We start from the raw sequence: 13,275 nt of genomic DNA on the forward strand, positions 1-13,275 counted from the left end.
GCTGAGAGCCGAAGGTGCTAAGCTTCTGAAGTTGTCTGCGTTCAGTGCACTCTGTGCTGCGCGGAGGCACGATGTATCAACACCCTCCTGTCACAGAAATCCTGTGGCCGTGAAGTCCGAAGGAGGTGGGTCAATAATGCATCCGTACGAACTGATGGTGATCCTCGATCCGGGTATCGACGAGCGCACCGTGGCCCCCAGCATCGAGAAGTTCCTCGGCGTCATCCGCAATGCGGGCGGCGAGATCGAGAACACCGATATCTGGGGCAAGCGTCGTCTGGCCTACGAGATCAAGAAGCAGTCCGAAGGCATCTACGTCGTGGTGAACTTCACCGCGACGCACGAAGCCACCGCTGAGCTCGATCGTCAGCTGGGTCTCTCCGAGGCCGTGCTCCGCACCAAGGTGCTGCGCTCCGACGAGCTCATCGCCCAGCGCGCAGCTCAGACGAAGCGCGACCAGGCCAAGGCCGCTCGCGCAGCCGCGAAGGTCGGCGCGTAGCTCATGGCCGGTGAGCCGCTGATCACAGTCGTCGGTAACCTCGTTGCCGACCCGGAGCCGCGCGTCAGCCAGGCGGGAAAGTCGTGGGTGACCTTCCGGATCGCCTCGACCCCTCGCGTGCGCGACCGCCAGTCGGGCGACTGGTCGGACGGCGAACCGTTGTGGCTCGGGTGCCGCGCATACGGCGAGTACGCCGATAACATCGCGGCATCGCTCACCAAGGGCATGCGCGTCATCGTGCAGGGCCGTCTCACCCAGCGCAGCTACACCGACAACCAGGGGCAGCAGCGCACCTCTCTCGACCTCGAGGTCGAAGAGGTCGGGCCCTCGCTCCGGTTCGCCACGGCTCAGGTCGCGCGCGGCCAGGCACGTGGTCAGGTCGGCGGCTTCGGCGGCGGCAATGCCGGTGGAAATCAGCCGGCAGGGCAGAGCAGCTGGGGTCAAGCGGCAGCTCCGCAGCAGCAGCAGCAGGACAACCCCTGGACCAATTCGGGTCAGGGCGAGTCTGGCGGCGGCTTCGGCGGCGGTTTCGACGACGAGCAACCCTTCTAAACTTCTTGATCCGGCTCAGCCGGAACGCATCACGAAAAGAGACCAATTATGGCAGGCAAGTCCAGCGGCACAGCCCGCAAGCCGGGTCGCGGTAAGAACGCCAAGACCCTCGCACCCGCGAAGAAGCAGACCGTCGGCGTCATCGACTACAAGGATGTCGCAACGCTCCGCAAGTTCATCTCCGAGCGCGGAAAGATCCGCGCCCGTCGTATCACCGGTGTGTCCGTTCAGGAGCAGCGACTCATCGCGAAGGCCGTGAAGAACGCCCGCGAGATGGCTCTCCTCCCCTACGCCGGTTCCGGCCGGTAAGGAGTAGAGCAAATGTCAAAGGTAATCCTCACGAACGAGGTCCAGGGCCTCGGTTCAGCCGGTGACGTCGTCGACGTCAAGACCGGTTTCGCTCGCAACTACCTCGTGCCCCAGGGCTACGCGGTGCACTGGACTCGCGGTGGCGAGGCTCAGGTTGCGCAGCTCCGCGCCGCACGCGAGGCTCGCGCACTCGCATCGGTGGAAGACGCTCAGGCACTCAAGGCCAAGCTGCAGGAGGGCAAGATCCGCCTCCTGACGAAGACCGGCAACGGTGGACGTCTCTTCGGCTCCGTGAAGCCGGCCGCTGTGGCGGCTGCGGTCTCCGAGGCCGGCATCGGCGAGATCGACAAGCGCAAGATCACGCTCCCCGCGATCAAGACCACGGGTGAGTACCAGGCGATCGTGCACCTCCACGAGGGTGTCGACGCCAAGGTGACGCTGCAGGTCATCGCGCAGCGATAAGCACCGCGCACTCGCGACGGCGGGACGCCGACCCGGTTCTCCGGGTCGGCGTCCCGCCGTTCGTGTGTGCGCTCCCGTATGCGGCGTCGGACGGGCGACGGCGGCCGCGAATGCGCCGCCGTCCGCCGGGAGGCGGCTCGTTGAACAGGTCGTGAACGCCCGACGGGATTCGGGCCGCAGAACCGCTATCAATCCGGGGCTCGCGACCGCAAGTTCTCCACATGTCGGGCGTTTCACGAAGCCTCAACGTGTACCTGAAACTTGAATAACTTTCTGCCTGTGGATATCTAAAACACCCGATCAAAGGCTACAAACTTCTTTCGCTCCACAAGCTCTCCACAGGTTGTCCCCAGGCGTGTGGACAAGATGTGGGGCGACGCGGTGAGTTATTCACCGAGATATCCACAGGGTTGGTGCACCTGTTGATCCTGCTGTTTTGATCGGAGCCGCGCGGGCCATACCGTGAATGTCCGGGGTCTGGTGTCTGATCGATCAGTAACCGAGTCCATCGCTGTGAGAGGAAGTCTGCACGTGTCAATCGCACACCTGGGCATTTCGGATCCGTTCGTCAACGACGATTCCCGGGGGCATGAGCGGACGCCCCCGTACGACCTGCTGGCAGAGCAGAGCGCGCTCGGCGGCATGCTGCTCTCCAAGGACGCCGTCGCGGACGTGACGGGGCTGCTGAAGGGCCCCGACCTCTACGTGCCGAAGCACGAGGTGATCTACGAGGCGGTGCTGTCGCTCTACTCGCGCGGTGAGCCGACCGATGTGATCACCGTCACCGACGAGTTGACGAAGAGCGGCGAGCTCCAGCGCGCGGGCGGCGCGGAGTACCTGCACACGCTCACGAGCATCGTGCCGACAGCCGCGAATGCGAGCTTCTACGCCGAGATCGTGGCGGAGAAGGCGCTGCTCAGGCGCCTGGTGGAGGCCGGCACCCGCATCGTCCAGATGGGATATGCGGGCGAGGGCGAGGCGATCGATCTCGTCAACGTGGCGCAGTCGGAGATCTACGGCGTCACGGGGGAGAGTCAGGGAGAGGACTACGTTCCGCTGCACCTCGCCGTCGACGCGGCGCTCGAGGAGATCAACAAGGCGAACAGCGCCACCGGCGGCATGCTCGGCGTGCCGACGGGCTTCAGCGAACTGGACGCCATGACCAACGGGTTCGCCGGCGGGCAGATGATCATCATCGCCGCGCGACCGGCGATGGGCAAGTCGACGCTCGCGATGGACGTCGCCCGGAACGCATCGGTGCACGCCAACGCGCCGACGGTCTTCTTCTCGCTCGAGATGGGGCGGGCCGAGATCGCCATGCGACTGCTCGCCGCGGAGGCGAGCATTCCGATGCAGACGCTGCGCAAAGGGGCGCTCGACAACCGCGATTTCCAGAAGCTCGCCGCGACCCAGGCGCGGGTGGCGGAGGCGCCCCTGTACATCGACGACAGCCCCAACCTGACCCTGGTCGAGATCCGCGCGAAGTGTCGGCGGTTGAAGCAGCAGCACGGACTGCGAATGGTCGTCATCGACTACCTGCAGCTGCTCTCCAGCGGGAAGAAATCGGAGAGCCGTCAGCAGGAGGTGTCCGAGTTCTCGCGGGCGCTCAAGCTCCTGTCGAAGGAGCTCGACGTGCCCGTGATCGCGCTCTCGCAGCTGAACCGTGCCTCGGAGCAGCGCGCCGACAAGATGCCGGCCATCAGCGACCTTCGTGAGTCGGGTTCGCTGGAGCAGGACGCCGACATGGTGATCCTCCTCCACCGCGAGGCCGTCGGAGACCGCGACAGCCCGCGCGCGGGCGAGGCCGACTTCATCCTCGCCAAGCAGCGCAACGGGCCGACCGGCACCGTCACCGTCGCGTTCCAGGGCCACTACTCCCGCTTCCAGGACATGCCGCAGGTCTGACACCCCTGACGGCCGAGTCCTCGGTCTCGACCGCTGCCGTGCGCCTCGGCGCCGATCCGGCGCCGTGCGGTGCCGGGATTCTCTCCAGCGAGGCCGGGGTAGACTGGACCGTGACCGAGAAAGGGGTGTCATGCCTGCTGCAGTTTCGACGACTGCGGGATCGACGACTCCCGAAACCCCCGTCTCGCGCACAGTGAAGCTGGTGCGAGTCGCAGTGCTCCTGATCTCAGGCATCGCAATCGCCTTCTCCGCGCCCCTGCACGAGCAGCTCGCGTTCGACCGTGGCATGGCCGCACTCACCATCGGCGCCATCGGCATCGCGCACCTGGTGGAGTGGTGGTCACGACGGCCCGCCGGCGGCGATCCGTTGCCGCTCCTGCTCGGCATCGCCTCGTGCGCGCTCGCGGTCGGCCTCGCGTTCACCGGCTCCGCCATCGCGTTCGCGATGGTCGTCGCAGGGTGGGCCGTCGTCAGCGCGATCCTCGAATTCCTCGGGACCACCGTGCGCCCCGGAAGCCGGCAGGACGCCATCTTCCTCGGCGCGACCGGCATGCTCCTCGCCCTACTCGTCGTGCTGGTACGCAACGATCAGGTCGCAGTACTCGGGTTCCTCGGCGCCTACGCCGTACTCGCCGGAGTGTTCCTCGGCATTTCCGCGTTCGACACGCGCCAGGAGCGCGCGTCTCGAGATGCCATCGCCGGCGACCGATAACCGACCACGATTCTCCGGAAAGCAGACATGACTCAGCCCCCCGAGCCCGCCAATCAGGAACCCGTGACGCCGTCGCGCCGTGACCGCCTGAAGCCGCTCGAGCTCATCGGTTTCTCCGTGGTGCTCGGGCTGTTCGCCGGACTGGTGGTGCTGATGGCGACACGGGATCTGATCCTTGCAGCTGTATTCCTGGGCATCGGCTTCATCGTCTCGATCATGATGGTGGCACTCGTCGGGCTGGGCGGCAAGCCGAGTCAGGAAGACATCGACGCTCGGAAAGACCTGCAGCGGCCGGACGACAAGCCCAACTGGCACTGATCCGCCGGTTCACGCCGAGGGGCTCGTGCGGTGTCGGGAACGACGCCGCTCCCTGCGAGCGTCGCGTCGCCCGAGCGTCCAGGCACGCGCATCTCGGCTGGAGAGCGCGAGCATGAGCAGGATGTCGAGCGACACCGTCAGCAGCGTCGTCCGCACGGTGATCTCCGCGCCCGCGGCGAAGTAGCTCACTGCGGAAGCCGTGACGCTCGCGGCCGCCCACCCCATCGCGAGCATTCGCGCACGATTGCTGCCGCGCCAGAGCAGCCACGCGAAGAGGGCGAGGGCGCCGAGCCAGACCGCCTCGAACGCGGCGAGCACGCCGAGCGCAACGGCGGGCGCGACGCCGTCGAGTTCGAGGTCCTGCTGGATCGAGGGCCACTGGGCGAAGACGCTGACGACCCAGACGATGCCGCCGACGCAGCGCAGCAGCACCAGCAGGGCGCCGCCGGTGAGCGACGCCGGACGGGGAGCGGAGACCGGGGCCGGAGCGGACGGGCTCGCGAGCGCGCTCACCGTCACAGAGGCGGCGCGCTTGCCGGGATCGCGCATCACGAGGTCGCCGAGTTCTGCTCGGGGTACCCGACTTCGAGGATCGGCAGGTCGCCATCGGTGCGGATGCTGTCGCCGCCCCCATTCCTCGAGTGGTACCCGGTGGCGAAGTCGCGCAGAGTCTCGAGCCCCACCGCCGGGTTCGATGCACGAACGGAAGCGATGATGTGATCTCGCTCCACGTCCGTATCGGCGTCGATCTTGTGCGTGACCTGCAGCGTGAACAGTGAGAGCCCGACGGCGCGATCGAAGGTCCCCGCGGCGAGCCAGTCCACGCGCGCCCCGCCCGGGAGCAGCCAACCGTCGGGGGTGCGCCAGAACCGCACGTGATGCCGCTTGGCGGGATTCCCGGCGACCTCCTGCTGGTACGCGAAGTCCTGCACGCGCGAGAAGAGCATGAGCGGGCTCACGGGCGCGCGGTCGTAGCTGCGCCGCGTGACGGTCGACGTGATGATCCGCCACGAGGAGGAGAGGGTGACGGCGTCAGCGGGGATCCAGCCGGCCCGTTCGAGCGCGCGGCGCAGCTCCGCCTCCCCGCCTCGAACCGCGAGGTTGACGGGATCGCCGAGCAGGCCGTCACTCGTTCTCGTGCGTCCGATGAAGTAGTCGGGCACATAGATCGTCGTGAGAATGCGGTGGAGGCGGGGCAGCGCGAGGTACGCCAGCGTCGCCCAGAAGATCACCCCGAACAAGATGCCGAACCAGCCGATGTGGAAGCTCTCGGTGAAGATGAGCCAGGCGAGCCAGACCGCTGCGACCCCCGCATAGACGAAGAAGAAGTGATCGAGCGCTGTCGTCACCGAGAAGCGCCGGCGAGTCGGTGCTCCACCGTGCGCCGGCGGTGCGACGTTCTGCTCTGAACTCATAGTCACATCGTAATCAGCGGGAGGCGGGCCGTGCAGAGGGATCGCGGCGGGCGGCCGTGGGCTCCCGGGCCGTCCGCCGATCCTGTGCCCCGGCGGCCCCGATTCAGCGCTGCAGGAAGTCGACGAGCCGCACCGCGTCGCCGATGTAGGTCGACGGGGTGAGCGCGAGCAACCGCTGCTTCGCGGCATCGCCGATCTCGAGCCCTTCCACGAACTCGATGAGGTCGGCCTGCCCGATGCGGCGGCCGCGCGTGAGCTCCTTGAGCGCCGCGTACGGATCGCTGATCGTCGACCGACCGGCGGTCACCTCTGCGCGGATCACGGTCTGAATCGCTTCTCCGAGCACCTCCCAGTTGGCGTCGAGATCGGCGGCGAGCACCTCGGGCGCCGCGTCGATCTGACCGAGCCCCTTGACGATGTTGTCGAGGGCGAGCACCGAGTGGCCGAGCCCGACGCCGATGTTGCGCTGCGCCGAAGAATCGGTGAGGTCGCGCTGCCAGCGGCTCGTCACGAGCGTCGCGGCGAGCGAATCGAGGATCGCATTGGAGAGCTCGAGGTTCGCCTCGGCGTTCTCGAAGCGGATCGGGTTCACCTTGTGCGGCATGGTCGACGAGCCCGTCGCCCCGGCGACCGGAATCTGGCGGAAGTAGCCGATGGAGATGTAGCTCCAGATATCCGTCGCGAGATTGTGCAGAATGCGGTTGGCGTGGGCGATGCGCGTGTACAGCTCGGCCTGCCAGTCGTGCGACTCGATCTGCGTCGTGAGCGGGTTCCAATCGAGCCCGAGCCCCTCGACGAACTCCTGCGATACCTGCGCCCAGTCGGTCTCGGGATCCGCGGCGAGGTGAGCGGCGAAGGTGCCGGTCGCGCCCGAGAACTTGCCGAGGTACTCGACATCGTCGATCTGGTTGAGCTGACGCTCCAGACGGTGCACGAAGACCGCGAGCTCCTTGCCGAGCGTCGTCGGGGTGGCGGGCTGACCATGGGTGCGGCTCATCATGGGGAGCTCGCGGTACAGCTCGGCCTGGCGCGCGATCTCCGCGATGACCGTCTCGAAGCGCGGCCGCCACACATCGGCGATCGCCTGCTTCACGGTGAGCGCATAGGAGAGGTTGTTGATGTCCTCGCTCGTGCAGCACACATGCGTCAGCTCGGCGAGGCGGCCGAGCCCCTGCGACTCGAGCCGGGCGCGGACGAGGTACTCGACGGCCTTCACGTCGTGCTGCGTGACGCGCTCGGTCTCGGCGAGCTCGTCGATCTCGGCCTGGCCGAACTCGGCGGCCCAGGCGCGCAGTGCGACGACCTGCTCGGGATCGATCGGGGTGCCTCCGAGCAACGAGTGCTCCGTGAGGTACACGAGCCACTCGACCTCCACGTGCACGCGCGCCTTGTTGAGGCCCGCCTCGGAGAGGGTGTTGCCGAGTTCGGCGACCGCAGCGCGGTAGCGTCCGTCGAGGGGGCTGATGGGCTGCGTGGGGAGCGGGGTCATGTGAGCCTCTCGGAGTTCGGGATCGCGGTCCGTCGTCCATTCTCCCACGCCGGGCGCCGCACCGGTCCGTTGCCGCCCACGGGGGCGGGGCTCAGCGATCCTTCTTGCGGGAGGTCCCGAGCAGTCCGTTCAGGATTCCGGAGAGGATCGACAGCACCAGTGCAGCGAGCACGCCCCACCAGAACCCGTCGAGTCGCAGGCCGAACCCGGCGAGCTCGGAGAGCCAGGCGACGACGGCGAGGAGCACGCCGTTCACGATCAGGCCGAACAGGCCGAGCGTGAGGATGTAGAGGGGGATCGAGACGAAACGCACGACCTTGCCGAGCGTCGCGTTGACGAGGCCGAAGACGAGCGCGACCAGTACGAGCGTGAGGAGGTACCCCGAGCTCTCGGTGTTGATCGGCACGATCCAGACGCCGTGGTCGCCGCTGCCGCCGACGATGAGCGTGGTGAGCCAGAGGGCGAAGGCGTTGACGAGGACTCGGAGGATCGTGCGCATGCTTCATTCTCTCACCCGATGCGTGCATCGCGAGAGAGCGAACGAGCACCGCCGGGGGCGCTCAACGAGTACATGCTGGCCTGGTCACTAGACTCACTTGTCATGAGTGACAACGTCGTGCCCCCCGTCCGTTTCCGTGCGGACGTGCTCGCCGTCCCGGCGTACCGCCAGGGCGCAACGCCCACGAAGCCGGGCTACAAGCTCTCGAGCAACGAGAACCCGTTCGAGCCGCTCCCCGGTGTGCTCGATGCGATCGCGCAGCGCTCCGACATCAACCGGTACGCCGCCGTGGCGATGCCAGAGCTCCGAGAGACGATCGGCGCGGAGTTCGGCGTCGACGGAACGCACGTGCACCTGGCTGCGGGCTCTGTCGCAATCCTCTTCCAGCTCGTGCAGGCCGCCGCCGCCGCGGGCGACGAGTACCTGCACGCGTGGCCGAGCTTCGAGGCGTATCCGTCGCTCGGCCTCGCCTCGGGCGCCGTTGCGAGCCGCGTGCCGCTGACCCCCACCGCCGAGCACGACCTCGACGCGATGGCCGACGCGATCACCGAGCGCACCCGAGTCGTGCTGCTGTGCTCGCCGAACAACCCGACCGGGCCCGCGATCCGCCGCGCCGACTTCGACCGGTTCATGACGCGAGTGCCGGCCGACACCCTCGTCGTGCTCGACGAGGCGTACCGCGAATTCGTCACCGACCCCGAGGCGGTGCGCGGCGAGGAGGTGCTGCGGCAGCACCCGAACCTCGTCGTCCTGCGCACCTTCTCGAAGGCCTACGGCCTCGCCGGCCTCCGGATCGGGTACGGCGTGGGCGATCCCGCGATCTTCGCTGCTGCGGCCAGCGTGGCGATTCCGCTCTCGGTCACCGGAATCGCGGAAAGCGCTGCGCGAGCCTCGCTCACCCCCGCGGCACGAGCCGCGCACGCCGAGCGCGTGGCGGCACTCGCCGAGCGACGGGATGCGCTCGCCGCTGCGCTGCGCGAGCTGGGCCTCGCGATTCCGCAGGCGCAGGCGAACTTCGTCTGGATTCCCGAGACGGGTCAGGCGCCCGGGGGAGTCGCCGATGCGCTCGCGCTCGCCGCAGACTTCTCAGAGGCCGGGACGCTCGTACGCCCGTTCGCGGGAGTCGGCGTGCGAGTCTCGGTCGGAGAACCGGAGAGCGTTCCGGTCGTCATCGACATCGTGCGGCAGCATCTCGCGCAGCGGTAGGCGCCCCGGCATGACATCGACGGTATATCCCGCCCGGTGCAGCAGCACTCATTACACTGAATCGAGATGAGCGAACAGATCACAGAGCGCCTGCTGCGCAGCGACGATCCCGAGCCGATCCGCTTCTTGGACGCGGAGGGCGGGTACGCGCCGTCCGGCACCGCAGCCGAGTACGCGGCCGAGCTCGAGGGCATCGGTGTGGACGACTTCAAGCAGTGGTACCGGGACATGGTGTCCACCCGTGCCTTCGACACTGAGTGCACGCACCTGCAACGGCAGGGCCAGCTCGCACTCTGGGTGCCGAGCGTCGGCCAGGAGGGCTGCCAGGTCGGCCTCGTGCGCGCCACCGAGCCCCAGGATCACGTCTTCCCCGCCTACCGCGAGCACCTCGTCGCGCAGGTGCGCGGCGTCGACCTGCTCTCCATCGCCGCGCAGTTCCGCGGCGTGACGCACGGCGGATGGGACATCACGGATCCGGCCAACGGCAACGTGCACCTCTACACCCTGGTGCTCGGCTCGCAGACGCAGCACGCCACCGGGCACGCCCTCGCGCAGGTGCTCGACGCGAAGCGCCGCTCGGGCAGCACGACGCTCGACGCGGGCGAGGCGGGCACCCCAACGGGCGAGGCGACCATGGTCTTCTACGGCGACGGCACCTCCAGCCAGGGCGATCCCAACGAGGCGATGATCTTCGCGGCGAGCTACCAGACGCCGGAGGTGTTCGTCGTGCAGAACAACGGCTGGGCGATCTCGGTACCGGTGGCGCGTCAGTCGCGCACGCCGCTCTACCGTCGCGCACTCGGCTTCGGTCTGCGCGCGGTGCAGATCGACGGGAACGATCCGCTCGCAGCCTACGCGGTGGGTCGGCGCTTCATGCGCCTCGCGCGCGAGGGCGCGGGACCCGGGTACATCGAAGCGCTCACGTACCGCATCGGCGCGCACACGACCGCCGACGACCCCACGCGCTACCGCCCCGAGGGCGAGCTCGAGTCGTGGCAGTTGCGCGACCCGATCGCACGCCTCGAGGCCTACCTGCGGGGGCTCGGAGTGGATGACGCGTTCTTCGCCGAGGTCGCCGAGACCGCGGACCAGCAGGCGAAGGTCGTTCGCGACCAGATTCTGACCCTGCCCGCGCCGCACCCGGAGTCGATGTTCGCCCACGTGTACGCCGAGCCGCATCCGCGCATCGACGAGCAGCGCGCCTGGTTCGCCGAATACGAATCGTCGTTCGAGGGGGGCGCCGAATGACCGAGGTGCAGACGCTGACGGAGCGCACCACCCTGCCGATCGCGAAGGCGATCAACGAGGGGCTGCGCGCCGCAATGGTCGAGAACGACCGTGTGCTGCTGATGGGCGAAGACATCGGCCCGCTCGGGGGCGTGTTCCGCGTCACCGACGGACTGCAGGCCGACTTCGGCTCAGCGCGCGTGCTCGATACGCCGCTCGCCGAAGCGGGCATCGTCGGCAGCGCGATCGGTCTGGCACTGCGCGGGTACCGCCCCGTGGTCGAGATCCAGTTCGACGGATTCATCTTCCCCGCGTTCAACCAGATCACCACGCAGCTCGCGAAGATCCGCGCCCGGCACGACGGCACCGTCAACATGCCCATCGTGATCCGTGTGCCATACGGCGGGCACATCAACTCGATCGAGCATCACGAGGAGAGCCCGGAGGCGTACTTCGCGCACACCGCCGGCCTGCGCGTCGTGGCCCCGTCGACCGCGAACGACGCCTACTGGATGATTCAGCAGGCGATCGCCTCCGATGACCCGGTGCTCTTCTTCGAGCCGAAGGCCAAGTACTGGCACAAGGGCGAGGTCGATCCAAGTGCGCCCGCCTCCGGCCTGCACCAGAGTCGCGTGGCCCGCACCGGCACCGACTGCACGGTCGTCGGGTTCGGCGCGATGGTGACGACGTTGCTGCAGGCCGCGGAGATCGCCCAGTCGGAGGGCACGAGCCTCGAGGTGATCGATCTGCGCACCGTTTCGCCCATCGACTACGAGCCCGTGCTCGCCTCCGTGCGCAAGACGGGGCGCCTCGTCGTGGCGCAGGAGGCCTCGGGCAACGCGAGCGTTGGCAGCGAAATCGCGGCGACGGTCGCCGAGCGCGCCTTCTACTCGCTGCAGGCGCCAGTGCTGCGCGTCTCGGGCTACGACGTCCCGTTCCCCGCGGCGGCGATCGAACCGCTCTTCCTCCCCGATGCGGACCGGGTGCTCGAAGCCGTCGACCGCACGATGCACTACTGACCCCCGAACTGACAGCAGGAGATTCCATGAGCGAGATGACGTTCCCACTCCCCGACGTCGGCGAGGGTCTCACCGAGGCCGAGATCGTCACGTGGCACGTCGCGGCCGGCGATACGGTCGCGCTGAACCAGGTGATCTGCGAGATCGAGACCGCGAAATCGCTCGTCGAGCTGCCGTCCCCATTCACGGGGGTCGTGTCTGAGGTGCTCGTCGAGGTCGGCGTCACGGTGCCGGTCGGGCAGCCGATCCTGCGCGTGACCGTCGATGCTGCGGACGCCGACGGCGCGCCGGCCGTCGGTGGGCAGCACCGCGTCGCCGCGGATCCCCAGGCCACTGCCGCCCCCGTCGATACGGAGGAGACGCGCGACGTGGTCGCCGACACCGCGGCGAGTGTGGCGCACGAGAACGGCGAGGCCGGAGCGGTACTCGTCGGCTACGGCACCGGCGGCGCAGTGAAGTCGCGCCGTCGTCGCGGGGGAGAACCGCTGGTGCGGAGCGCAGCTGCGAGCGAGGGATCGGCGGACGCCGCCGCCGCGCAAGCGGGTGCGACGCGCACGCCCCAGCAGGGCTCGCACGCCGTGATCCCCGTCGCCGACTCGTCGCCGGTGATCGCGAAACCGCCGATCCGCAAGCTCGCGAAAGACCTGGGCGTCGATATGACGCAGATCATCGGTTCGGGGATCGCCGGGGAGGTGCTGCGCGACGATGTGGTTCGTCAGGCGTCGCAGGCCAGTCTCTTCCGCAACCTGTCGACCCCGGAGGTCGCGGAGGCGCGCGAGGAGCGCATCCCGCTCAAGGGCATTCGCAAGATGACCGCGCAGGCGATGGTGACGAGCGCGTTCGAGGCGCCGCACGTGAGCGTGTTCACTGACGTCGACGCCACTCGCACGATGGAGTTCGTGAAGCGGCTCAAGAGCTCGACCGATTTCGCTGGCGTCAAGGTGTCGCCGCTGCTGATCTTCGCGAAGGCGATGCTCTGGGCAGTGCGCCGCAGCCCAGAGGTGAACGCCACCTTCACCGACACCGAGATCATCCGGCACAACTTCGTGAACCTCGGGATCGCCGCGGCCACGCCGCGCGGGCTCGTCGTGCCGAACATCAAGGACGCGCAAGACCTCAGCCTGCTCGACCTCGCGCGTGCGATCGAGCAGCTGACCATCACCGCTCGCGACGGGCGGACGCAGCCGAGCGACATGGCGCGAGGCACCATCACCATCACCAACATCGGCGTCTTCGGCATGGACTTCGGCACGCCGATCCTCAACCCCGGTGAGTGCGGCATCATGGCGATGGGCACGATTCGTCAGAAGCCGTGGGTGGTCGACGGAGAGGTGCGCCCCCGCATGGTGACCACCGTCGGCGGATCGTTCGACCACCGCATCGTCGACGGCGATGTGATCTCACGATTCGTGGCCGACGTCGCCTCGGTGCTCGAGGAGCCCGCACTGCTGCTCGACTGAGCGGATGAGCTCTGCGGCGCTGGTCAGGTGCGCGGCGCGGCGCCGATCAGGTGCGCGGCCCGGTGAGGTGCGCGACCCGGCGCCGATGAGTCGCGCGGGCCGGTGAGGGATTCACCGTCGGTGAGAAGTGCTCGGGGGCGGTTTCATGTGGTCGTTGCAACACCCAGCGTGTGTGGTGTCTCTGAGAGTAACGCTTCTAACGC

At 68.0% G+C, this 13,275-nt stretch carries 15 protein-coding genes; 11 read left to right on the top strand and 4 right to left on the bottom strand.

Features of this window, described 5'->3' with window-relative positions:
- Window positions 1-136 precede the first annotated feature (136 nt).
- The 7 genes from rpsF (at window position 137) to ABFX18_RS11150 (ending at window position 4,757) form a co-directional block, all read left to right on the top strand.
- Window positions 137-499 (top strand): 30S ribosomal protein S6, encoded by a 363-nt coding sequence (rpsF, locus tag ABFX18_RS11120; protein WP_090145806.1) that lies wholly within the window; start codon window positions 137-139, stop codon window positions 497-499.
- A 3-nt stretch (window positions 500-502) separates the two neighbouring features.
- Window positions 503-1,051, top strand: a complete 549-nt coding sequence (gene ssb / locus ABFX18_RS11125; protein WP_090145808.1) for a single-stranded DNA-binding protein — start codon at window positions 503-505, stop codon at window positions 1,049-1,051.
- A gap of 48 nt (window positions 1,052-1,099) precedes the next feature.
- Window positions 1,100-1,360, top strand: coding sequence for a 30S ribosomal protein S18 (gene rpsR, locus ABFX18_RS11130; RefSeq protein ID WP_010155628.1), 261 nt, complete (start codon window positions 1,100-1,102; stop codon window positions 1,358-1,360).
- Between the two features lie 12 nt (window positions 1,361-1,372).
- The gene (gene rplI, locus ABFX18_RS11135) at window positions 1,373-1,822 is read left to right on the top strand and encodes a 50S ribosomal protein L9 (RefSeq protein WP_090145809.1); all 450 of its coding nucleotides are present in this window, start codon (window positions 1,373-1,375) and stop codon (window positions 1,820-1,822) included.
- A gap of 531 nt (window positions 1,823-2,353) precedes the next feature.
- Window positions 2,354-3,727, top strand: coding sequence for a replicative DNA helicase (gene dnaB / locus ABFX18_RS11140; RefSeq protein WP_090145812.1), 1,374 nt, complete (start codon window positions 2,354-2,356; stop codon window positions 3,725-3,727).
- 130 nt (window positions 3,728-3,857) lie between these two features.
- Entirely contained in the window at window positions 3,858-4,439 is a 582-nt protein-coding gene (locus ABFX18_RS11145) for a hypothetical protein (RefSeq protein ID WP_090145814.1), read from the top strand.
- A gap of 27 nt (window positions 4,440-4,466) precedes the next feature.
- On the top strand, window positions 4,467-4,757 hold the full coding sequence (locus ABFX18_RS11150) for a hypothetical protein (protein WP_090145817.1): 291 nt from the start codon (window positions 4,467-4,469) through the stop codon (window positions 4,755-4,757).
- A 9-nt stretch (window positions 4,758-4,766) separates the two neighbouring features.
- Here the strand turns inward: ABFX18_RS11150 and ABFX18_RS11155 are convergent, their stop codons facing one another.
- The 4 genes from ABFX18_RS11155 to ABFX18_RS11170 form a co-directional block, all read right to left on the bottom strand.
- On the bottom strand, window positions 4,767-5,309 hold the full coding sequence (locus tag ABFX18_RS11155) for a hypothetical protein (RefSeq protein WP_346058354.1): 543 nt from the start codon (window positions 5,307-5,309) through the stop codon (window positions 4,767-4,769).
- Window positions 5,306-6,172: an LssY C-terminal domain-containing protein gene (locus ABFX18_RS11160; RefSeq protein WP_090145822.1), complete on the bottom strand. Its 867-nt coding sequence runs from the start codon at window positions 6,170-6,172 to the stop codon at window positions 5,306-5,308. Before ABFX18_RS11160 ends, ABFX18_RS11155 begins: the two co-directional genes overlap by 4 nt.
- A gap of 103 nt (window positions 6,173-6,275) precedes the next feature.
- Entirely contained in the window at window positions 6,276-7,661 is a 1,386-nt protein-coding gene (gene purB / locus ABFX18_RS11165) for an adenylosuccinate lyase (protein ID WP_336662246.1), read from the bottom strand.
- Between the two features lie 91 nt (window positions 7,662-7,752).
- On the bottom strand, window positions 7,753-8,160 hold the full coding sequence (locus ABFX18_RS11170) for a phage holin family protein (RefSeq protein WP_346058355.1): 408 nt from the start codon (window positions 8,158-8,160) through the stop codon (window positions 7,753-7,755).
- 102 nt (window positions 8,161-8,262) lie between these two features.
- On the opposite strand from ABFX18_RS11170, the gene ABFX18_RS11175 reads away from it, so the two are divergent.
- The 4 genes from ABFX18_RS11175 (at window position 8,263) to ABFX18_RS11190 (ending at window position 13,072) form a co-directional block, all read left to right on the top strand.
- Entirely contained in the window at window positions 8,263-9,366 is a 1,104-nt protein-coding gene (locus ABFX18_RS11175; protein ID WP_336662247.1) for a histidinol-phosphate transaminase, read from the top strand.
- Window positions 9,367-9,432: 66 nt separating this feature from the next.
- Window positions 9,433-10,614 (top strand): thiamine pyrophosphate-dependent enzyme, encoded by a 1,182-nt coding sequence (locus ABFX18_RS11180; RefSeq protein ID WP_200330745.1) that lies wholly within the window; start codon window positions 9,433-9,435, stop codon window positions 10,612-10,614.
- Window positions 10,611-11,612 carry an alpha-ketoacid dehydrogenase subunit beta gene (locus ABFX18_RS11185; RefSeq protein ID WP_346058356.1) on the top strand — a complete coding sequence of 334 codons (1,002 nt, stop codon included), beginning with the start codon at window positions 10,611-10,613 and terminating at the stop codon, window positions 11,610-11,612. The genes ABFX18_RS11180 and ABFX18_RS11185 overlap by 4 nt, the downstream gene beginning before the upstream one ends.
- Window positions 11,613-11,638: 26 nt before the next feature.
- Entirely contained in the window at window positions 11,639-13,072 is a 1,434-nt protein-coding gene (locus ABFX18_RS11190) for a dihydrolipoamide acetyltransferase family protein (RefSeq protein ID WP_346058357.1), read from the top strand.
- Window positions 13,073-13,275 lie beyond the last annotated feature (203 nt).

This window comes from Leucobacter alluvii (assembly GCF_039530485.1).
GTDB lineage: Bacteria > Actinomycetota > Actinomycetes > Actinomycetales > Microbacteriaceae > Leucobacter > Leucobacter alluvii.

Coding starts and splice junctions, on each gene's coding strand:
- rpsF (WP_090145806.1), top strand. CDS start 137: ATGCATCCGTACGAACTGATGGTGATCCTCGATCCGGGTATCGACGAG.
- ssb (WP_090145808.1), top strand. CDS start 503: ATGGCCGGTGAGCCGCTGATCACAGTCGTCGGTAACCTCGTTGCCGAC.
- rpsR (WP_010155628.1), top strand. CDS start 1,100: ATGGCAGGCAAGTCCAGCGGCACAGCCCGCAAGCCGGGTCGCGGTAAG.
- rplI (WP_090145809.1), top strand. CDS start 1,373: ATGTCAAAGGTAATCCTCACGAACGAGGTCCAGGGCCTCGGTTCAGCC.
- ABFX18_RS11145 (WP_090145814.1), top strand. CDS start 3,858: ATGCCTGCTGCAGTTTCGACGACTGCGGGATCGACGACTCCCGAAACC.
- ABFX18_RS11150 (WP_090145817.1), top strand. CDS start 4,467: ATGACTCAGCCCCCCGAGCCCGCCAATCAGGAACCCGTGACGCCGTCG.
- ABFX18_RS11160 (WP_090145822.1), bottom strand. CDS start 6,172: ATGAGTTCAGAGCAGAACGTCGCACCGCCGGCGCACGGTGGAGCACCG.
- purB (WP_336662246.1), bottom strand. CDS start 7,661: ATGACCCCGCTCCCCACGCAGCCCATCAGCCCCCTCGACGGACGCTAC.
- ABFX18_RS11170 (WP_346058355.1), bottom strand. CDS start 8,160: ATGCGCACGATCCTCCGAGTCCTCGTCAACGCCTTCGCCCTCTGGCTC.
- ABFX18_RS11175 (WP_336662247.1), top strand. CDS start 8,263: ATGAGTGACAACGTCGTGCCCCCCGTCCGTTTCCGTGCGGACGTGCTC.
- ABFX18_RS11180 (WP_200330745.1), top strand. CDS start 9,433: ATGAGCGAACAGATCACAGAGCGCCTGCTGCGCAGCGACGATCCCGAG.
- ABFX18_RS11185 (WP_346058356.1), top strand. CDS start 10,611: ATGACCGAGGTGCAGACGCTGACGGAGCGCACCACCCTGCCGATCGCG.
- ABFX18_RS11190 (WP_346058357.1), top strand. CDS start 11,639: ATGAGCGAGATGACGTTCCCACTCCCCGACGTCGGCGAGGGTCTCACC.